We start from the raw sequence: 22,297 nt of genomic DNA, 5'->3' as shown, positions 1-22,297 counted from the left end.
AGTTCTTGATTTGATTTGCGCGTGTTTATTTTTTTCCTTTGGCAAAATGAAAACATTTTTTCTACGACCGATTTGGGATAAACTAACAAACTCATTAACTTGCAAGCTAATGAATTTATAAACTCATGAACCCATAAGTTGTTTTCATGCGTGTGTTCAGGCCTTAGCATAAGTATCGGTCTGCCAAAGCCAAGCCCGAAGGTTAAGGGCTTTATCGGGTGAGCGAGAATTTAAGGCTTAGGCCGAAGTCTTGCGTTGTGGTGGGGTAGCTGTTGCTACTTAATAGGGGCGTATTGGTTTGTCGGTCGTAGAAAAAGCTCATGGTGAGCAGGCGCGAGAGCGTGTAGTCGGCCGAGAAACTAATCTTAATGGCCGTGTTACCGCTGCTTGCGGCACTTGTTCGCGTGGCAATGTCGCGACTGATGCTAGCTTGCGACCTGTAACTTAGGTCGAGGCGCATGTTTAAATCGTGGTTGGGGTTGCCCTGCGAACTGCTGCTTGTGGCTGTACTTTCGTTGGTGTCGGTGCGCTTAGTCTTTGTCTTCTTGGCACGTGGCGCACGCATTCCAAAGAGTTTAAAGTTGTTGATGCGATAGCCCATGCCCACAACCCAGTCGCGACTGACGGCCTCGTTTATCTGAACACTTGTCATGCTGAGGTTCAGCACGCGCGTTGAGCGATATTCAACCTTGGCGGTGAGGTTGTTGTTAAAGGTCATATCAACGCCAAGCAGTGGTGAGAAAGCCTCGTTTATGCTTACATTGGCCACGTTGTACAGACTTCGCGGAAGGGGATTGCCCGTTGTAACGTCGCTGATGAAACCCAATCCGTTCATGTATTCAACAAAGGTGTTGTACGATGCGTAGGCTCCAACGGCGTAAATGCTCTTATAGCCGTGGTTGATGTTTACGCTTTTGAAGTGGTCGCGCAGCCAAGGCAGCTTGCCTAAACCGCTATAACGGAGGGTCCAGTTGGGCAGCAGGCGCGCCAATGTTGGGAAAATGTTGAGCGAAGAGCCGCCCATCGCCGTGTAAGTGTTGAGGAAAGCGGGTATCATTACGTCCGAACCATATCGGTCTACTGCTCCGTTGGCCGGATTGAACACTGCACCTGCCATACTTGTTCCTGCGGGATAGCGTGCCCCTACATATTGCGATTCCACACGATTGCGGAAGGCATCGAGGGCATTGCAGAACCTTTCGAACGATGCACTGCGGTATCCGTTGGCCGCCGAACCCATTCCCTCAAACGCACTACGTATAGATATGGTGGTCATCATAAACGTTCCGTTTTGCGTTGTGGGTGTTCCGGCGTACATATATTGGATGTTTCGCGCCGTGGTTTGCGTTCGCGAGGCGTGCAGGTCTATCTTTAAGTTGCGCACGGGTTCGAGTGTCATGCGCAGTTGCAGGTCTTCGGTCTTGGTAGTTGCGGCAGGTGTGGCGATAGAGTCGTTGTCGAGCAACCATCCCATGTTGCGTGCCTTATTGATGTAAGAGTCGTCTGTAAGTCCAAAAGCAAAGTCTAAGCCAGGCGAAAGGGCAGAGGGAAGGCGCGCCTGACCGAACGCGTCGCCAATGCGCGGCATGAAACCGGGTAGCGATATGGCGTATTGGTTGCGGTAAGAGATGCTTACGTTGCGCACCATCATCAGCACGCGCGCCACGGTTTGCGCCGTTTCGTACCACGACTGCTTTTCTTGTGGCTGCCGCGGAGTTACGGTTAGTTTCAGCCTTAGTGCCGAGTCTACCTTGCTAAGTATGCGTATGCTGTTCTCGCCACTGGTTTTAAACTTCAGTGGGAAACGTTTGCCGTCTTCTGTTCGTGCCGTAACCATTAGCCGTTTCGAGCGTTTGTTGTGGCTGATGATGAAGGTTGAGTCGGGCATGAGGGTTATTTCTTGCTCAAAGCTGTTGCGGTTTTTGGGCAATTCGTTGCGTTGCTGTTGCGCCAAAGTCTCGTTATTATCAATCTTTTGGCCATTGGGCGTAACGCCTTTACCCTTCATTCGCGCCTCCATAGCCTTGCGTTCTTGCGCCTTTCTCCGCTGTTCGGCCTGCCTTTCTTCGCGTTTTCTGCTCAGTTCGGCAGTGTTTGGCTCGCGGTTAAAGCGTTCGTTGGCCTTTTTAAGGAAAGGTATTTGGTTGTAAAGGCGCACGAGGTCGAACGTTCCGTTGAGATTTAAGTCGCGGTTGTTGGCAATGGTGTTGCCCAACGAAGAACCGTCTTCGAGTTGCGTTCCGCGAACCCAACGATAGGTGGCGTTATAGGTGAGGTCGGCATTAACCCAATTGAAGATGGGCAACAAGTTGAGCGGCGGTTGGTAAGAAAGCGTGAACGACTGGTTGTAATCTAGCGGCGTGCCGAAGTTTCGTATGCTGTTCCACACCGAGTCTTTCCAGGCTTGGTAGCGTTCGGCGTACAGATCTTTGTTGACGGGTGTGTAGGGTTGTTCCACTTCGGCGTGTGTGGCACTTTGGAAATTGGCGTGCAGGTTGCGCGTTAGGTCCCAACGAATGGCAAAGTCGCGGTTCCAAAGGAATTGCGAATTAAAGGTTAGCGGTAAGCGGTCGCCGCCCTTGCTCTCCATGTCGCGCTCTTGCAGTTCGTAATAACTGCGGTTGATGTCGGAGTTAAACGAGAGATTTTGAGGCAGCCAGTTCAGTCCGAACCGTTTAAGAATGTCTAGCCACTTGCTCTTGCTTTTAATATTCTTAAATGGTTCGAGGGGTTTGTACACGGGAGTCCAATTGTATGCCATTGCGGCACGCCAGTTGTTTTCGCGTTCGTAGACGGTTGTTTCGCCGCTAGTGAAACGCGAAGAGTTGCTGTACGAGAACGAGAAGTTGGCCGGGTCGTAGGGCATGGGGTGGCGTTTGTTCTGTATGCCGATGCGAACATTAGACAACGAGAAGTTTGTATTGGTGGTACGCCGTATGGCAATGCTTTTAATTGAGTCGCGTTCTTGGCGGTTTGCCGCATCGAGAGCATCTTTAAGGCGCAAGTCGGTGTCAAGGGGATTGTACTTCGGACTGCTTTCTTCCTGTGTTCGCGAGTAGTAAAGCGGAGCCGAGACCTTGGCTTTTTCGGGGAAGAACTTACCCAATTCGAGGTTTGTTGTTACGCTGTAAGCCTTAAAGTTGTCTTTGGCGCGGTCGGCAACGCCGTCTTCCAGTCCGCCGAAACCTTCTGAAACGTATCGTCCTTGCAGGTTAAGCGTTCCGAAATCGGATAGTTGCACGTTAAGGTTTCCTTGTGCAGCCCATCCGCCTTCGTTCTCATATTCCTTCAATCGCAGTTCGTTCACCCATACTTCGCCGCTTTTTTGCGTGGCGGCATTGTTGCGCACGCCGATGATAATGGTTTTAACCTCGCCCAAAGTGGGGTTACCCATGATGCTAACCTTGTTCTTGGGTTTATCAACATCGTAGGCACTGTATAGCGAAGTAAACGAGGCTAATCCCGTGGCACGTGCCTTATTGCGTGCCTTCTTTAAGTTGGTAAACACGCTGAGGGCAATGTCGAGCATGTTTTCTTCGGGCCAAACGGCGCGACTATCTGCCCACAAGCGGTCGTTATAGCGGTGTGCTGGGGTGAGCGATAGGGGAATGTCGTATTCGTAGAAGTTGTTTTTGTAGTCGCTACCCAAGCGAATGAACACCGACAACTCGCCGTTGGCCAAGGCTGTGGCATTGGGTTCGAGCGCGTTGGCGTGCACAAACATCTGCAAACGACGATATTGTCGCAGGTCGATAGTGGTGTTTTTGTACACGGCTTTCGCTTCGCCCTGACCTAGATTGTCCACAACAAGGCTCAGTGCTTGCTCATTGTTCTCCACCATTTGCGGCTGGTTGGGGTCGGCTCCGCGCTCTATTCCAGGCGGAAGGATATAGTTGACGGGCGTTTTGTCGCTGTTTTCTTCGTAGCTTACGGCACTAACCGACATCCTTCCTGTTTGTGAGGCCGTGTTGCTAAGGTTTTGTTCGTAACTACGCCATTCGCCCCGCACAAGGTCGAGCGAACCGAAACGCAAAACGATGGGGCGCTTAAAGCCCGTGAGGAACATACGCATGAAACGGATGCTGGAAAAGTCGGAGATGGAACCGAACCGCTTTTCGTATTCGCGAACGGGGATGCGGAACTGATACCAAGTAACGTTTTCGTTGGTGCCATTGCGCAGAGAGGCCGATGCTTCGCGCTTGTCTACGATGAAGTTACGGCCCACCACCATGTCTTGTGGGCGCAGCGATACGTGGTATTGGTAGTATTTTTCGTATTCGTTGAGCGTATAGTCTTGGTTGATGTCTTCCACATCGGGCGTAGACTTGTACGACGTGTCGTAGCTTTCGCTGCGTTGGTCGCTGTCGGGCGAGTTGCCTTGGGGGTTGTTTATGCGTTTGTATCGTTGCAAGATGGGCAGTTCGGCACGGTCGTAATCAGAGCCGCGGAAGTAGTGGTAGTTGTCGTTGGCGGGGTCGGCCTGTATCGAATCGAATACGGCAGCATTCACCCTGCCCCTTACCGCGTTAAGGAACGACTGGTAAGCGGGGAACGAACGCTCCTCGTTATCGTTCAATCCGTTAAACCCAACGTCTTGCAATGCCCTCGCTCCACGCGATGTTGCGAAGGCGTAAGTAGTGGTGGCTTGGGTGGGTATCTTACCCCATTGGGTGGTAACAAAGCTTTGTGAGCCGTCCACAGGCATGCCGCTTTCGTAAAATTTCTTGCCGTCGCGCAGCACGTCTTCGCTCACTTCGCCCAGGTTGAGGTAGAAGTCGCCGCCGTAGTCGTTGGCGTTGGGCTGGCGATTAGAATAGATAAAGGGGTCGAGCATCCAGAATTCGATGTACTCGATGTTGGCAGCCTCAAAGTCGTTTGTGTCTAGTTTGCGCATCATACCGCCCCAACGCTTGTCGGGATTGTCGAGTGTACCGTCGGGATTAAGGTTGGGATTGAAGTTGTAAGGTCCTCTTTCGGCCGGGTAGAAGGCCAAATTGAGCACCGATAGGGTTGAAACGCCACCATAACTGTTTTGGTCGCGCTTGGGAAAAAGCTCTCTTACGGGCACTTCGCGCACGTAATGGTTGGACAATTGTTGCAAGTCGCCCTTGATATGCGAGGGCGTTAGCGAGCTACTTCTTCGAGTAAACAGCGGGTCTATGGTGTACCAAGCCAGTAGGCTGCGGTTAAATCCGCTGTTAAGCGTGGCTTTGTCGTTGTGTTCGGCAAACATCGAGGGCGTGCTGGCCAACGTCCACGAGGTGGGCGTGCTAACATCGAGCGAGCTTTTTGTGGTTTCAAAGTCGTCGAGATACGAGGCATTGTCTTGCGTTCCCTTGTTACGGCCCGCTATGAGGTGGGCAAACTCGCCCGTAAAGCTAATCTGCGAGGGCTGAGTAACGTGCAAAAAGGGTATTTTGTCGAGCAAATTGGTAAGCCATTGGCTTTCTTTCTTCCAATTAAGGTTCAGTCCCCATAGGGTATTGTTCAGCGGTTCGGCACCCATATTCACCTTCGTGGTCAGTGCTTGCTCTGTCAGGTGCTGCAAAGTACCGCTTAGTTGCAGGTCTTTCGAAAAGTTGTATTCCCAGTTTAGGCCGAACATCGTTTTGCGTTGTTGGCCATAGTCGGTGTTGCTTTCTAGCGAAACGTTCACCGCTGTGCCTGCATCCAAGATGCTTTGGTTAAGGATGGTTACTTCGCCGGCATAATAATCCACGGTATAATCTACGCCTTCGGTGAGCCTAACGCCGCCAGCCGTGACCACAACCGAACCTTGCGGCACGTTGTATGCGCCAAGTGAGATGACGTTGGCACTGGTTCCGCGGAATTGTCCGGTAAGAATAAACTTGTTTTTCTCGGCAATTTGTTTGGCAATGGTCTTGGTCGAGTCGTACAATTGGTCGTAAGTGTAGCTGCGAGCAACGGCATCTGGCACGCCCTTGGCCCGAAGATAGTTGTACAGGTGCTTGCCGAAAGGCTGTGTTTTGGGCAAGAACACGCGCCCGTTGCTTATGGTATAGCCCTCAACGAAGTCGAAATAGCCGTTGGCATGCACCTTATTGTTGTTGTCAAGTCGGTCTGCGCCCATCACCCTAATCAAGGGTTGGTCTTTTACTTGCGTCTCGGGAATGTAAGTAAGGTAAACACCTGTGGTATCGCTTTGATACTTGATGTCTAGACGGAAACGCTCTTTCTCAACCGAAGTTGCCAGATAATACACGTTCTTCATCATCAAATGCCAGTTGCCTTGCCGCGGGTTGTTACTGGTGTTTTTAAGCGATTTAACGAACAACGCCTGATTGGTGTCGGTGTTGTCGGCAGCAAATTCGCCCACTTGATAGGTGTTTCCGCCGTAAGTGTACTCGTAGGCCACGGCCAAAACCTGGTCTGTTTGCAGGCCTTGCCTTAGCGAAATGTAGCCCATCGTGGTGTTAACGGTGTACTCGGAGGGTTGAAGTAGTCGTGCGTTTTGAAGTTTTTCGTAGTCGTTTCCGCCCACGAAACCCGCTATTCCGTCGAGTGTTGTCGACGTTTGGTCGATGTTGCGGGCTGCAACGTATGTGCTAACCATCGCCGGATATTCGGAGTTGGCGTTGTTGGCAGGCACCAATCCCGATGCGCTCCACAGCGGATTAGAGATGTGGCTCACCTCGCCAAGGTCGGTAAGGGCCACGATATTGCGCGTGTTAGTGGTTGTTCCCGTCTTGTTTGTTACCCAAACCTCCACGCGATTGATGCTGATGCCACTCTTAACGGTGGGTAACGAGGCCATCCACTCGTCGTACTTGTCGCGGAAATAGTGCGAAAGAAAGAAGTGTCGGTTTTCTTCGTAGTTGGCTGCATCCAACTCGAAAGGCGTTAGTTGCACGCCTCCGCGCGAAGAAACGCTTTTCGACGACGATTTCTTTTGCGAGGCCACGAGTTGCAATTTCAGCTTACCAAACTGCAAATCAGTACGTATGCCGAAGAGCGAACTAGCCCCCTTGATGAGCGATGAGTTGGCCGGAAAACTCACGTTGCCAGCCTCAACAAGCTTTATTATCTCGTCTTCCTTACCGTCGTATTTCAGTTTAAGGCTCTGCGCATCAAAGTCGAAGGTGGCATCGGTGTTGTAGTTTAGGTTCATGTTCACCTTATCTCCCACCTTTCCGTTCATGTTGATGTTAATCTTCTCGTCGAAGTTCATCGTCGTAGTCTTGCGATTTCGGATGGGTATAGACGGGTTGTCGATGTTTTTAAGCGTAGCACCGAAACGAATTTCTGCCGAACCTTGCGTTTTGATGCGCACGCCGCCAGGTCCGAATATCTTTTCGGCAGGACCTAAGTCGAAGTGCATGTCGGTAAAGTCGAACTTCTCTTTGCCTTTCGCCTTATATATCTCGTCGTTCTTTTTCCTGAAAAAGCTGTTGCGTGCTTGTCGTTCGCTCCAACGCCGATATTCGTCGGGTGTCATCATGATAGGCGTTCCCAAATACGTCCTTCCCCATTTCGTTCCAAGCAGATAACGGTCAAGCGTGTCGTTATATTCCACCCCCTGTTTCATGTTTTCAGGGCGTTTCAGGTCCATTGCGTTTTGCCACAGGTCGCCATAAGTGGTGGGCGTAGTGGGCTGCACGCGCCAAAGCGGTGTTGCAGGGGCTGTTTGGGGGTTGTCGTTGGTTTGTGTTTCGGGTGTGTCTTCGTTGTCAATCACCAGCGTTGTGTCTTCCGGTTGCTCGTCTTCGGGTAGGGTGGGGCGTTCCACGTCGCGTTGAGGCGTGTTGTTTTGGGGCGTGTTGGCGTTTCTTGCAGGAGCCGTGTTGGCGTTTCTTTGCGTGCGGTTGTTTTGCCTTCGCCCTCTGTTGTCTTGCACAAAGGGCAAAGCGAGGGCATAACCCGTCAAGCAAATGACGAGCACCACCATCAACGTCCTTTTTATTTTCTTACTTCGCAGCACGCCTTTTAGGTCACTTTATCATTTTCAACGCCGCTTTCACCACCTGTTCAACGGGCAGTTCGGGTTGTTCTTTCAGTATTTCAACCACCACTTTGGCCGATGCAGATGGTGCAAAGCCCAGCATGGTGAGCGCGCCCACGGCCTCGTCTTTCACGGCTGTGTTCATCACCGTGGCGTTTGCGTTTGTGGGTACCGACAATTCTTGGGCCACTCCGCTTGTAACAATCTTGTCTTTCAGGTCTACGATGATGCGTTGCGCCGTCTTTGCGCCAATGCCTTTAACGGTTTTCAGCATCTTGTCGTCGCCGGCGGCAATGACGTTGCACAGTTCGGCGGGCGACATTCCCGAAAGAATCATGCGTGCCGAATTGGCTCCAACGCCCGAAACGCTGATAAGCAAGCGATAAAGTTCGCGCTCTTGGCGCGTGGCGAACCCATAAAGCGTGTACGAATCGTCGCGCCCGCCCGTTACCAATGCCTCGTGAACAAACAGCTTTACCTTGTCTTTACCTTGGATAGCGGTGTATGTATTCAGCGATATGTTGAGCGCATAGCCCACCCCGGCCGCCTCAATCACAGCCATGGCTGGGGTAAGTTCGGCCAAGTCGCCCTTGATATATTCAATCATTAATGATGTTTTTTATATGTGTACGTATACGTTATTATATAACGACTCTCGTTGCGCATTATTGTGTGTGCGCATAAAAAACTGCATTTGCAGGCGAAAGAAGGGGGTGTAAGTGCCTTTGCACAAGCTAATTGTGTGCTCAAAAGTGGCGTTTGCTGTTCTGCTTACATCATTTGTGCCTTTTTTGTGAAGTGAAATTGCCGCGTATATGCCAAAATGTAAATAAATCATAAACCATATAATGTAACGCTTGTAGTATAAAAAGAAATGTTTATCTTTGCCAACGTATAGGAATAGCCGAAGAAATTTAGAGGTAGTTTCTGATGTATTCGTCAGAGTTTGATACAAAGTATCGTTTATGGTAAATGGGTTTTACCATAAAGTAAACTTCTACGGCGTTCCTATATTTTTAATATATAACCCTAGATAGCATGGCCCGAACTGATAGAGATGTAAACCTAAAAGCACTAATAGGCAACCAATTGCAATACATATATTCGGCCGACGAGCTGACCAATGTTCTTAATACCTTGGCCAGCAATATTGGTGTGTTTGCCGGTTTCAGGCGAAACCAGATGCTTTGCTTCGCAGATACCAGTAAAGACAACCGCCGGGCAAAACGCTACCGCATGCACAAAAAGCACGGCGGAACGCGTGCTATCGTGGCTCCCCATCAGAGTTTGTTGTACATGTTAAAGGGCTTTAATGCCTTGTTGCAGCAGTATTACGAACCCACAACTTGGTGTTACGGCTTTGTAAAGGGGCGTTCGGTGGTGCAAAATGCCCAACAGCATCTGGGCAAACGCTACATCCTGAACATCGACATCAAAGATTTCTTCCCCTCCATTACTAGGCAAATGGTGGAAGAGGTTTTGTTGGCAGAGCCTTTAAAGTGCTCTGCCGAGGCCGCACGCCTGCTTTCGGGGCTGTGTACTGCTGCCGAACCGCAGGGCGATGTGTTGCCGCAGGGATTTCCCACGTCGCCAACACTCTCGAATATGGTGTGCAAAAAGATGGACGAAGAGTTGGCTGCCGCCGCCCAACGCATAGGGGCAACCTACTCGCGCTATGCCGATGACATGTCGTTTAGCAGCGACAAGGATGTGCTGCGCCCAACGGGAAGTTTTTATTTGCAGGTTTCTACCATCGTTGAGAAGTACGGATTTAGGCTGAACGACCGCAAAACGCGCTTGCAACGACGTGGACGAAGGCAGCAGGTTACGGGCGTTGTGGTGAGCCATAAGGTGAACGTAACGCGCGAATATGCACGGCAGATACGCAGCTTGTTATATATGTGGGAACGATATGGCTATTGGGAGACTGCCAGAGCAGCCTTGCGCGCTTATCGTGAGCAACATGGTAAGACTAGGGGGCATGGTGAATACCTCACCTTGTATGCGGTTTTGCGCGGTCGACTGAACTATATGAAGATGGTGAAGGGCGAAACAGACCCCACATACCTTAAACTTTGGAACAAGTATAACCAACTGATGCAGCGGGATGTTCCTAAGCGCAGGAGGGGTGTTTACGGCACTAACGCGCATAGACCTGAACCTTCTAGGGCCAACGATTATCTTGGCGAACCGCAACGAAAGGGTTGCGCAGGTGTTGTGGCACTCTTTGTGGCGCTTACGTTAGCGGGTTTGCTGGCTTGCAACTTGTTGGCATAATGTCTTTTTATTGGTTGTTGCACGCGTTAATCAGCAGCGTTTTAACCCTCATCGGGCATAAGGATTGCTAAGATTTGTATTGCATAACGCGAAAAGCCTTATGCTTGTCTTTGCCTTGTTTATTGTTAAACACATCTTGTTTTTTGGGAACGGGTGTAAAATTTTTGGTGTATTTTTTAACATCGAGAGTGCCCTCGCCGTTCACCAATTGCCCATTCGGTGGCAAATATTCAATTCTCGCGGAGGTTCTTTTGGGCTAAAATTGGCATTAGCCTGTATAATGTTAGCAAACCACTTTGCGGTGCATAAATGCGTATTTATACAGAATGGTGGGCAATTAACAACAAAAAAAGTGCTATTTGCAGCAAATTGCACTGCATTTAGCGGCAAAACGCAAGGTAAAATGCAGCAAAACGCAGTGCGAAATGCAGCAAAACGCAAGGCGTTTTGCTACTAAATGCAAGGTAAAATGCTACAAAACGCAAGGCGGAATGCCGTAAAATACAAGGTGGAATGTATATTCTTGCATCTTGTATGTTGGCTTTTTGGGGGTTGTGAATGGTAAAGAAAGACATACTTAGTGGAAAAACCCGCTTAAAAAGGTGATGTTTTAACCACTAAAAGTCGTTTTTGGGGTGGCGCAAATTTGCGAGTCGGCGACAATCTAGAAAGGCAAAATGGTGCATTTTGCTTGTGTTGTGCTCAAAAATAGACAAAAAAATAAATGCGAAAGACCGAAAATCCTGCTAAATAGCATGCTTTTGGGCGTTTGTTTTCGCTAGAAGGAGTGGCAAACAGTTTGTGTTTTGTAAAATATGTCGTAAGTTTTTAACTCTGCGAGTTTGTGTGTTTTTTAGCTGTTGAGTTTAAAAATATCTTGACTTCAATAAAAGGTAAGCAAATTAAGACATTGAAATCATTTATACCTCTGTCTTACAGTGAACCTACATTGTGGATAATTTGAGCAACCATAGAAAGTGCCGTATTTACCTCGTCGCTCTATAAGATGGCCTCTACACTTTGGACAGACACCCTGTTTGATAGTTTCATTGACTTCTCTTGCTGTCGCCTGTATGTTCTTAATATGTTGTCTGTCGCTTACGCTCTCTCTTATATTGTTTTCATTAAGTATTGTAAGTATGGTTTGAACATCATTATCTGTCAGGTATGTTGCTTTATATCCACTTATCACCTCCAAGAGTTTGTCTTCGTAAATGACATGATGGTTACTCTTGACGTTATTCAACACGGCCCCGCCAGTAAACACGACAATAGGAACTATTTTAACATGTGGATAAGCGGTTAGCAGCTCTTTAATTTTGAGAGCATGACCTGCAGATTGCTTAACTGGGTTATAAAAATGCTTCTTTGTGACGTAGGTATATGTTTTCCACCATTTTTTCGCAAAAGTAACTTTGGTTACTATAAGCTGCGTCCATTCCTTGCGGTTGTCATCTCCGTATATATTGCCTCGATAGTTCTTGGTTTCGATAGCAATGATGCCATACTTGCTAACAACGATGTGGTCGATTTGTGTTGTGCCTTTTTTTGTTTTCAACACAATGTCACACAATATATGGTATTCTTTCGGTAAATGGGAAAGGATGTCATTTACTCTCTGTTCACCCCGTTTGCCTTTCTGCTTTGGAGAGGAGTACCACCATCCGAGGGAAAAAAGGCTGATGATGATAACAAGTGGAAGTATGGATAAAAACGACTGCATGAATTATATCATCTCAATTGTTATATAGAAGTCATCTTGACTATTCTCTCTTTCTTATCTTCGTTCAGAGGGGTTAAAAGCCAAGACAACTTCAACGCTAATATTCATAAGCAGTTGAAAGCGAGTAAAAACAACCATGTACTTAGAGCCATAAAAGGAGGCTAACCCTCTTCTTCTAGCATTTTCTTTATTTCCTCATCGGTCTTAGTCAATTTGTCTTTGCACATCTTGATAAGTTTCTGAGCCTTTTTCAGTTCATCGGCAAGCGAGTCGAGGTTGAGTTCGCCTGTTTCCATTCGGCGAACAATAGCTTCTAGTTGTGCCACAGCCTCTTCGTATTTTATTTCTTGTTTAGCCATAATTTGAGTTTTTGAGTTTATGAGTTTTTGAGTTTATGAGTTTATGAGTTGTGTAAGTTATTGAGTTTATGAGTGTTTGGCTTTATAAGCTTATTTGTTGTTGAGCGTAATGGGGTTTATAGGGTTAGCAAACTTACTAATTCACTCCCAAATTCATAAACTCAACAACTCAATACCTCACAAACTTCCAAACTCAAATCCTTATTCAACAACAGATTTAACCTTACCTTTTTGCAGTTGGGTAACGATAACATCGCCTTTTTGCAAGTCGTTGGCGTTGCGTACCACCTTTCCGCCACGCGTAGTGATGCTGTAACCTTTGGCAAGCAACAGCGATGGGTCGTGCGACTTGACGGCTTGTTGCAGCAGTTCGAGGCGATGAGCGGCCTTTGTAAGCAGGCGTTCGGCGTGGGTTGGCAGGGCAAGTGCCAGCCGTTGCAGGCGCAAGTCTTGCCGTTGTAAGGTGGTTGTTATGGTGTTTTGCATGCGCAGAGCCAGGTTTTCGAGCCTTTTCTCTTGTCTTGTACGCACCAACGAAAACAACATCGGCACCTTTTCGGTAAGCCGGGCCAGTTGGATGCGCTCCAATTCCATGCGCCTTTGCACCAGGTGCACCATCTCTTCTTGTGCATCGAGAATGCGTTGGTAGGTTTCTGCGAGGTGTTCTACCAGAAAAGCGGCCGCAGCAGTGGGCGTTTTTACACGGCGGAAAGACACCATATCTAGTACACTTTCGTCGCGGTCGTGCCCGATGCCGGTGATGATTGGTAGGGGAAAGTTGGCCACATTCTCGGCCAATGGCAGGCTGTCGAAGCCACTGAGGTCGCTGGTGGCCCCTCCACCGCGGATGATAACCACCACATCGAAGTCGGCTAGCCGCTCGTTGATGGCGTTGAGGGCTGCAATGACGCTCCGTTCAACGCCTTCGCCCTGCATGGTGGCAGCAAAAAGCTGTACCGAGAATTGCAAATGCCATTCGTTTTCGTGCAGATGACGACAGAAATCGCCGTAACCAGCCGCTTGTTCGCTAGAAATAACGGCCACACGCTGCGCAAATAGCGGCAGGCGAAAGTCTTTTTGCAGGTCGAACACGCCTTGCTGTTTCAGCGTTTGCACAATTTCGAGCCGCTTGCGCGCCATGTCGCCCAGCGTGTAAGTGGGGTCTATGTCGGCCACAATCCACGAAAAACCATATGCTTCATGGAAATCGGCGTACACCAAGAGCCTTACTTTCAGTCCTGCGCGTAGTATTTGGTTGGCGTTGCGTTCGAAGTGGGGGCGCAAAAACGCCCATTTGTTCTTCCAACATTTGGCCGATGCCTTGGCCACGGGCGTGTTTCCCGCCGCGTCTTTCTGCACCAACTCCATGTAACAGTGGCCGCGAATCTCCCTCATTTCAGAGATTTCGGCCTCTACCCAATATTCGTCGGGCATGGTTATGGCGAGCGCATCGCGCACCATTTGGTTCAGTTCGTACAGTGTTAGGGTTTCTTTGCGCATGGGTTTGGGTTGTAATGGTATGGAGAGCCTTGCGGTTGGCGACTCTTTACGTGATGCAAAGTTAAGGTAAATGGTGGTAATGACAAAATATAATTTGCTTAAATGGGGGAGTAAGTGGTAAGTAGTAGGGTGGTAAGTGGTAAGTAGTAAGTAGTAAGGTAGTAAGTAGTAAGTGGTAAGTGGTAAGTGGTAAAGGAGTAGGTAGTAAGTAGTAAGTAGTAAGTGGTAAGTAGTAAGTGGTAAGGTAGTAAGTGGTAAGTAGTAAGTGGTAAGTGGTAAGGTAGTAAGTGGTAAGGTAGTAAGTAGTAAGTGGTAAGGTAGTAAGTGGTAAGGTAGTAAGTGGTAAGTAGAAAAGGAGTAGGTAGTAGGGTGATAAGTGGTAAGATGGTAAGCGGTAAGGCGTAAGTGGTAAGTGCACTTACTTACTCTTTTACTCCTTACTACTTACTACCCTACTACTTATTCCTTCACCACTTTGAGCGTGTCTTGCACCTTGCCCCTAGTGGCTTTCACAACGTAAACTCCCGCAGGCAGATGGCGTAGTGACAGCACGTGGGGTGGCTTTGTTGCCGATAATACACGTGCACCGTGCATGGCGTACACTTCAATAGCATCGTAATCGGCGGCGGTGAGTAGGTTGCTGCCGTCGAAACGTAGCGGCGTTTCGCCCACATTCGCTTCATTACGCGGCAATGCAGTGGTGGAAAGGTCGTAAGATAGCAATGGACAAACGGCCATCGACAAGGGTTCGTCGTCGTTGCGATACCACGTATAGGTGCCAGTGGGCTTGTTGTTGCCGTCTTCGTCGGCCAAGAGATGGTATGTTGTGGATTTTTCTTTCGCTTGTCTGCGTAGACAAAGGATGGCAATCTTGTCCGAATTGTTGCCCTCATCGTTGTTGGGCAGTCCGCCAATGACAACGAAGAACTCCTTCTCTACCGTTGCGGGTGTGTTGAAAGTGAAGGTGGTTGGCTTTATCGCATTGTTGTCGTAAACCAATTCAGACGCTTTTAGCGTAGAAGTGGCGAGCACTTGGCCCGGCATACCCTTGTCGTCGGCCAGCGTTAAGGCAATGCTTATTTCGGCATTAGGGCTAACCGTGACCGTAGACCCGAAGTAAACGTCAACACTTTTCACTTCGGCCTTAGCCTGTGGTGCATCGAAATGTTCGGCAAACTTTGACATGCCGAGCCAGTTGGAGCCTGCGTAGAAACCATAAAATCCCAGCCCAATGACATTGAGGTTGGGGTTTTCTTCGGGCGTTATGTTCCAAATGTGCTGCTGTCCACCCACTTGTATGTAGTTTACTAGCGCGTCTTTGCTGGTTCCGGCATCGTTGGTTGCACGTAATCCCACGCTGAACACGCCTTGTTTGTTGTAGGTTACGGTGGGATTTTGCTCGTTGCTCTGCTCGATGTTTGCCCCATTGAACGACCATTGCCATTGGGTGGGGTTGCCCTTAGAGAGGTCTTTAAACGTGAGCGACGAGCCTAAGGCGATGAAACGGCCAACAAATGGCGAGAGATAACCGCCTGGTTCTACCCCGATAAAGGCTTGCGGAGCCTTCTTGCTTACGTTTACATAGGCCTCGCGCGTAAAGCTATGCGCCTCCGTACCATTGCTAACGGTCAGCGTTACGGGGTAAGTTCCTGCCTTTGCATATACAACTTTGGGGGTCTCGTCGGTGGAAACATTGGGTGTTCCGCCCTCAAACTTCCAATTATAAGACGTAACTTTGCCTACGGAAGAATTGTAAAACGCCACTTCTTCGCCTTCAACGACGTGGATGGAGGTGGCGTTCTCATCGTTTTGCGATACTTCAAATCCGTCGATGAACACGTCTTCGCCACCTGAACCCTCATAGACGAAGGAAAATTGTACCTTCTTTTGGGCGTAAGCAGACAGCTTGATGTTGAACTTGTTCCAGTTCGGGCCGTCGAAAGCATTGTCTTGCGACCATTTGAACGCATCGAGTAATTCTTCCGTTTCCTTTGTGTCTACATCGGTGATAAGTAGTTTCCATTTGGCAAAGACCAATAACCCAGGACTGAAACAGGCGTAAAAGCTGCACGTGCTGTTGGGCTTGATGGTTATTTGGGGCGATTGGGCAGTTTCCTTTTGTTTTTTGTTGGAGTAGCCAATACCTAACGAGAACTTGCTGTTTGGATTGAAGTATGAGAAGGGTTTCAGCCCTTTCCAGCTTGGTTTCTCGTATAACTGCCATGTGGCAGTGTTGTTAAGGGCGAAGTATTTCCACTGATTGGCCTCTTCCACCGAGTCCCACCCCATGCGATAATAGGGTGTAGTTCCTCCTAAGGCATAGAAATTGGCTTGTAACGACTGTCCGTATGCCACGAAACACAGGCAACAGAGTAAGAGGAGTAGCGTTCTTTTCATCATGTCGAGGTTTTAATTTGTAATCAAAATATTGCTTTCGTATTGCAAATATACACAATAATATGTTTTAAACCAATAAAATAACATATTTTGTTGGCTTGATAGCTGTGAGAAAGGTGTGAGGAAGAAGGGCACGCCAGCAACACTTGCATTAGTTGTTCTTGAAGTGCTGAGGGCAAGTTAAGCCCCAATTGGTTCATTAGGCCGCTTGTCAAATATTCTAAGTTATGTCCATCGCTTCCTGTTCATCTAAAAAAATAATTTGTGATTATCTTTGTTGTTGCTTTTATTTTACTTAAATTTGCGGTATTCAACTTAAGCATCAATGAGTTTATGGCACACGGAATTTACCTTGACAAACCTTCGCCATACACCACATTTGTGTTGAAGTGAATTGCAATCAATGGGTTCTTAGTGTCTGTCGATACGCTCTCAATTGTCTAAATAAAAAGTTAATGACGTAATGTCTTCTTAAACAGACTGGCGTTGTAGAAAGCTCTCCCCAACACATTTTTTAATTATCTGAGACAATGAAAACAATGTTGATTAAAGTGTTGTTGTGTGGCCTACCCATAAGTTTGTGGGCCCAAGCTACACATGTGATTGAACCGGCCATACTGGAAGTGAATTATAAGGTGGTGTATGGCAAGGATAAAGACGAATATGCTTTGCGGTGTGGTAAACATACGAGTCAATATATTAACATAGACAAGTATGTATCTGACTCTATGAGCAACTCTCCAAACGGCCCCGACTATGATATGGAACGCCTCAGAAGAATGATGGATGCCCTTGAACATCGTGACGACGACAGTAAACGCATGCCTTATAGCCCAGGGTGTGGGCAGTATTTATACCGAAATCTAACGCAAGGTAAAATCACTGTGTATACTTCTTTGTTCGGCGATTATTGTTTTTATGAAGAACCCATACCACAAATGGACTGGCATTTGGTGGCAGATAGCACGCGAACGATAGTTGGCCAGCAATGTCTAATGGCTAAAACGCGATTCAGGGGGCGTGAATGGACGGTTTGGTATGCACCCGAGATTGGCATTCCACTTGGGCCTTGGAAACTGGCAGGCTTGCCTGGGCTGATATTAAAAGCCCATTGCGAGAACTACATAGACTTGGAGGCGAACAGCCTACAAACCAAAGGCGTGCCGCCCGTTATGTTTTACAATTTCTATAACCATAAGTACACACTCATCGCACGTGAGAAATACTTGAAAGCAAGTACCGATCCCAAGACCTATCCACCCAAAACAATCATCGCCCCACCAATGGAATTAGAGTGAATGGTAAGAGTGAAGAGTACGAATAAGCAGTTTTCTTGGAGGCTCCTAGCTCACTTTCCTGCTCTCCTTATATTATAGATGTGGCGGCATAGTGCACATGTTCACATCACGTAACTAAACTTTTACAACGATGAAAAAGGCATGTTTGATGGCAATAGCCATATTGTGGACTTTCGTCACATGTGCACAAGTGGTGAAAGTGGAAGGTCGGTTGACTGATACAAACGGTCAACCGATGCAATGGGTTGTGGTGAAACACGTGGATGCAGAAAGCAACAAGATGCTGAATTATTGCCAAACTGATGCGGAAGGGCGATTCAGCATCGAGGCCAAGGTGGGAAACAGCCTGCAAGTTTCCTCTCTTGGGTATAAGGCTAGGCGTATTGAAGTGAAGGAGGGCATGCCTTTTCAGAAGCTGACAATGACTGATGATGCCGTGACGCTTAAAGAAGTAAACGTGAAATCAGAAAAGGTCAAGCTTAGTGGAGACACCATAAAATATCTGTTAGCTACCTATGCACAAGCCGGCGACCGAACATTAGCCGACGTGTTGAGGCGCGTTCCTGGTTTTGAAGTGAACAAGGAGAGCGGCCAAATTTCCTATGGAGGAAAGCCGATAAGCAACTTTTACATCGAAGGACTCGACCTTCTGGGGGCTAAATACGGTGTGGCCACCAATACGCTACCGCAAGGTGAGGTGGCATCGGTGGAGGTGATAAAACACCATCAACCAGTAAGAGTACTTGAGGAATTTACTTATACCAACGACGATGCCGTGAACATACGTATGAAAGACGGAGCGAAGGCACACTGGATCGTTACGGCTAAAGGCACAGTTGGCATAAAAAGTAAGGGCACTTTGTGGGAAACCGAGAGTTTTGCTATGCGCATTAAGCCACAATGGCAGCTGATGGCTACCTACAAATCCAATAATTTGGGTAAACCAATAGGCAAGGAAACAACAAACCTGTTTAACTTCGACGAGATAAGTAGTAGGCTAACAGATGTGATACAGCTGCCTGTGGCTAATTCGGGATTTCTTGGTAGACGGTCGCTTTTCAACAGAAGCCATAGCTTTACGTTAAATACGCTGAAACGCATAAACGACATTTCGCAGGTGAATTTGCAGCTGATATACGAGAACAACGAAGAAAATACGTGGGAAAGACGGGTGACTGAATATTATAGGGCAGGTGACACGCGCCTGACAGACAACCAAAAACATGGATTGACCCGTGAGAACAATCTCCACGCCTTATTGAAATACGAGAACAATGCCAACAACCATTACCTGAAAAACAAGCTACAAGGCGACCTGGAATGGCGTAAGCAATGGCTAAACGAGACAGGAACGAATGCCCATATCGTGTATGCCAAGCTACCGAAGTTTACCGTCAGAGACGACCTTTACCTTATCAAACGGTGGGGTAAGCACCTCTTGTCGTTCAATTCGGGCAGCATCTACGAAACAAGGCCACAGCGAATACAAGCAGATTCGGCTTTACAGACCCTTACACAGCATTATTTTGAAACCAACACAAGTTTGCATGGAGCCTTGCTTATAGATAAAGTAAAACTATCGACAAGCCTTGGTGTGAATGCGGTTGTGCATAATTTGCAGTCCAATCTCTATGGCGTGCCCGATAGTGTTTGGGCTAATAAGATTGGTGATGGTCGTTTCGGTTTCTGCCAACTATACGCCAATCCCGAAGCGGAATATCGTTTGCGCGACGTACGCTTTACACTTTCGGCCTTCTTGGAGCACAACATGTATTGGTATCGGGGGCATGGTGGCCAGTCGCATGCATACGTCTCGCCCGGCCTAACCATACAGTGGAATGCCACGCCACGGTTAGAATTCAGGTGTAGTGCAAGCGAATACACTTCGCAAGTAGACATCAACAGGTTTTTCGACGTGCTAATTCTGCAAGATTATGAGTATGCCAGCAGGGGCTATAACGGCTATGCCGTGTGCCGGGAACGAAACGTACGACTAAGAATGCTATATAAAAACGCCTTGCAGGCTACGCATTTTAACGTGAATGTGACACGAACGCAGGGCACGAACCCATATACCACATCGCGTGAGTTTGTGGGAAAGTACATTGTGTTGTCGCTGTTGCCCTTCGAAACGCGGTATAATATGTGGAAAGTTACATCGATGTTGTCAAAGGGATTTTCGCTGTTCAACACTAAACTGCAAACAATGGTGGACTATAATCACACGAACACCTACATATCGCAAGATGGAATGCGTATGCCCTTGCAAACAGACGGACTGGGGTTGAAGACTAGTCTCGGCATGGTTTTATGGAAAGGAATGGACTTTAACTATGCCCTGTCTTACCGTTGGAGCAAGATGTACATGCCCGATTGGGACAAAAGGTCGTCGCTAAATAACTGGCATCACGAGGCACAGGCCACCATTCCGCTTGTGGGTGCAATGAAATTGGAAACCAACTTGGAATGGTATCGCAATCAATTACCTGACAGAGGCTATAAGGATATGGTGTTTGTAGACCTGGCTTTGGGGTATGTGGGCAGACACATTGACTGCAAGTTGAAGTTAACCAATGCGCTGAACAAGAGCAGTTACGCTTACAGTATGAATAACGACTTGGTGCGGACTACTACAGACATGCGTGTTAGAGGGCGTGAACTGGTGTTGACACTCACATATAGGCCGTGATGCATGGTGTGAATTGCTGCTAACGGTGATACGCTCGGATTGCTATGGGGGTGCAAAAGAAAACTGTCCACTCGTCAACTTGTCTGCTTTTGTCAACTTTTCAGTGAGAAATTTAACATTATAAGTGCCCTTTTTATCCACCAATCGCCCACCTTGCCGCAAAAAATCGATTCTCGCGAAGGTTTGTTTTGATGCAAAAAGGGGTTAGTCTGTGAATGCAGTAAAATGAATTTTTATTTAAAAAGACTGCCATTTGTACCACATTTTGGGCTATTTGCGGCTAAATGTACTGCAATTTGCTGCAAAACGCAGTGCAATTTGCTGCAAAACGCAGTGCGTTTTGGTGCTAAATGCAGTGCGTTTTGATGCTAAACGCAAGATGAAATGGTGCTAAATGCAGTGCAATATGGTGCTAAATACAAGACGAAAAGAATAAATATGCGCCGTAATGGTATAAACAAAACCTTAAAGAACCATGAAATACATGGCAAAAAAGGGTAAAATGGTGGTTAAAAAGTGGGGTTTGGGGGTCTAAAAGTGGGTTTTTGGGCTGCAAAAATCATGAGTTGGCAACCAATCTAGAAGGGCTAAATGGTACAAAATGCAGGTCTTTTTCTTAAAATTGAACATATTGGAAGGTGCCAAAGACTAGAAATAGTGGCAAATTACCTACTTTATGGCCTATATTTTCGCTAGAACGGAGCGAAAATTAGAGCGGTGATGTAAAATAAAAGATAACAATTTAAGTTTTTGAGTTGATGAGTTTTTGAGTTGATGAGTTTTTGAGTTGATGAGTTTGTGAATTGTGGCGTTTGTGAATTGTTGAGCTTGTGAATGGATGTCTTCGGGAGTTGTTGGGCTTTTGTGAATTTATAAGCCAGTGAGTTGGCTTATCCTGAACACCTCTCAATTTTAGAAATATTGAAGGTCAAGACTACTTCGTTGATATAGGTTAAGATTGTGCACGTTTTAACGCAAATTGCATAGCGAAGGGTGTTTTTTTGTTGGCTTGTTTGCCGTTATTTCATTGTAATGCACTACTTTTGTAGATCGCAGCTGGCGTTTGTTTGTTACATCGCCTGTTGGCGACAAACAGAATGATAACAATACAAACATTTAAGAATATGAAAAAGATTAGAGCGGCCGTAGTGGGCTATGGCAACATTGGGCAATATACATTGCAGACGTTGGAGGTGGCTCCCGACTTTGAAGTGGCTGGTATCGTAAGGCGGCAAGGGGCTAAGGAAAGGCCGATGGAGTTGGAAAAGTACAACGTGGTGAGTGACATTGCCGAACTACATGATGTGGATGTGGCTATCTTGGCTTTGCCAACGCGCGAGTGTCCGACATACGCGAAGAAGTATTTGGCTATGGGGATAAACACGGTGGATAGCTTTGACATCCACACGAACATATTGAACTATCGTGCGGAACTGATGCCTGTGTGTAAGGAACATGGCCGAGTGAGCGTTATTTCGGCAGGATGGGACCCTGGTTCAGACTCTATCGTGCGCATGTTGATGCAGAGTTTGGCACCCAAAGGTTTGTCGTACACCAACTTCGGACCTGGCATGAGCATGGGACACAGCGTGTGCGTGCGCAGTAAGAAGGGGGTTAAGAATGCGCTTTCGATGACTATCCCTCTGGGCGAAGGCATTCATCGCAGGATGGTTTATGTGGAATTGGAGGATGGCGCACGACTTGAAGATGTGGCCGCAGAGGTAAAGGCCGACCCGTATTTCGCTAACGACGAGACGCATGTGTTTGCAGTGAAGTCGGTAGACGAGGTTCGCGACATGGGTCATGGCGTTCATTTGGTGCGCAAAGGCGTTAGCGGAAAGACCCAAAACCAGCATTTCTCTTTTGATATGAGCATCAACAACCCCGCACTAACGGCGCAGGTGTTGGTTAATGTGGCTCGCGCCTCCATGCGTTTGCAGCCTGGATGCTATACTATGGTTGAGATTCCTGTTATTGATATGCTGCCTGGGGATAGGGAAGAGCTGATTGGACAGATGGTTTAAAGGTGAAAGAGTGAAAAGGTGAAAGGGTGAAAAGGTAAAAAAATAGCCTTGTTTGCCCATCGAAAATAAA

At 47.7% G+C, this 22,297-nt stretch carries 10 protein-coding genes; 4 read left to right on the top strand and 6 right to left on the bottom strand.

Annotated features, from left to right (window positions below; all coding sequences use genetic code 11):
- Positions 1-211: 211 nt before the first annotated feature.
- Both sprA and ruvA read right to left on the bottom strand, forming a co-directional pair.
- The gene (gene sprA, locus HMPREF0670_RS14275; protein ID WP_009231855.1) at positions 212-7,906 is read right to left on the bottom strand and encodes a cell surface protein SprA; all 7,695 of its coding nucleotides are present in this window, start codon (positions 7,904-7,906) and stop codon (positions 212-214) included.
- Positions 7,907-7,949: 43 nt separating this feature from the next.
- The gene (gene ruvA, locus HMPREF0670_RS14270) at positions 7,950-8,567 is read right to left on the bottom strand and encodes a Holliday junction branch migration protein RuvA (protein ID WP_009231854.1); all 618 of its coding nucleotides are present in this window, start codon (positions 8,565-8,567) and stop codon (positions 7,950-7,952) included.
- A gap of 431 nt (positions 8,568-8,998) precedes the next feature.
- On the opposite strand from ruvA, the gene HMPREF0670_RS14265 reads away from it, so the two are divergent.
- Complete coding sequence (locus tag HMPREF0670_RS14265; RefSeq protein ID WP_009231853.1) at positions 8,999-10,237, top strand: reverse transcriptase family protein; 1,239 nt, start codon at positions 8,999-9,001, stop codon at positions 10,235-10,237.
- 916 nt (positions 10,238-11,153) lie between these two features.
- Here the strand turns inward: HMPREF0670_RS14265 and HMPREF0670_RS14255 are convergent.
- The 4 genes from HMPREF0670_RS14255 to HMPREF0670_RS14240 all read right to left on the bottom strand — a co-directional run bounded on the left by HMPREF0670_RS14255 (position 11,154) and on the right by HMPREF0670_RS14240 (position 16,219).
- Positions 11,154-11,960, bottom strand: a complete 807-nt coding sequence (locus tag HMPREF0670_RS14255; RefSeq protein WP_009231851.1) for an NERD domain-containing protein — start codon at positions 11,958-11,960, stop codon at positions 11,154-11,156.
- 161 nt (positions 11,961-12,121) lie between these two features.
- Positions 12,122-12,319 carry an exodeoxyribonuclease VII small subunit gene (gene xseB / locus HMPREF0670_RS14250; RefSeq protein ID WP_009231850.1) on the bottom strand — a complete coding sequence of 66 codons (198 nt, stop codon included), beginning with the start codon at positions 12,317-12,319 and terminating at the stop codon, positions 12,122-12,124.
- Between the two features lie 201 nt (positions 12,320-12,520).
- Positions 12,521-13,819: an exodeoxyribonuclease VII large subunit gene (gene xseA / locus HMPREF0670_RS14245; protein WP_009231849.1), complete on the bottom strand. Its 1,299-nt coding sequence runs from the start codon at positions 13,817-13,819 to the stop codon at positions 12,521-12,523.
- Between the two features lie 459 nt (positions 13,820-14,278).
- Positions 14,279-16,219, bottom strand: a complete 1,941-nt coding sequence (locus HMPREF0670_RS14240; RefSeq protein WP_009231848.1) for a PKD domain-containing protein — start codon at positions 16,217-16,219, stop codon at positions 14,279-14,281.
- A gap of 527 nt (positions 16,220-16,746) precedes the next feature.
- Between HMPREF0670_RS14240 and HMPREF0670_RS14235 the strand changes: the two genes are divergently transcribed.
- The 3 genes from HMPREF0670_RS14235 to HMPREF0670_RS14225 all read left to right on the top strand — a co-directional run bounded on the left by HMPREF0670_RS14235 (position 16,747) and on the right by HMPREF0670_RS14225 (position 22,227).
- Positions 16,747-17,514 (top strand): GLPGLI family protein, encoded by a 768-nt coding sequence (locus tag HMPREF0670_RS14235; RefSeq protein WP_009231847.1) that lies wholly within the window; start codon positions 16,747-16,749, stop codon positions 17,512-17,514.
- Between the two features lie 130 nt (positions 17,515-17,644).
- Positions 17,645-20,203, top strand: coding sequence for a Plug and carboxypeptidase regulatory-like domain-containing protein (locus tag HMPREF0670_RS14230; RefSeq protein WP_009231846.1), 2,559 nt, complete (start codon positions 17,645-17,647; stop codon positions 20,201-20,203).
- A 1,124-nt stretch (positions 20,204-21,327) separates the two neighbouring features.
- Positions 21,328-22,227 (top strand): diaminopimelate dehydrogenase, encoded by a 900-nt coding sequence (locus HMPREF0670_RS14225; RefSeq protein ID WP_044078400.1) that lies wholly within the window; start codon positions 21,328-21,330, stop codon positions 22,225-22,227.
- Positions 22,228-22,297: the final 70 nt, after the last annotated feature.

Origin of the sequence: Prevotella sp. oral taxon 317 str. F0108, assembly GCF_000162415.1 — a bacterium.
Taxonomy (GTDB): Bacteria; Bacteroidota; Bacteroidia; order Bacteroidales; family Bacteroidaceae; genus Prevotella; species Prevotella conceptionensis.
This window is presented reverse-complemented; position numbering and strand designations above follow the sequence as displayed.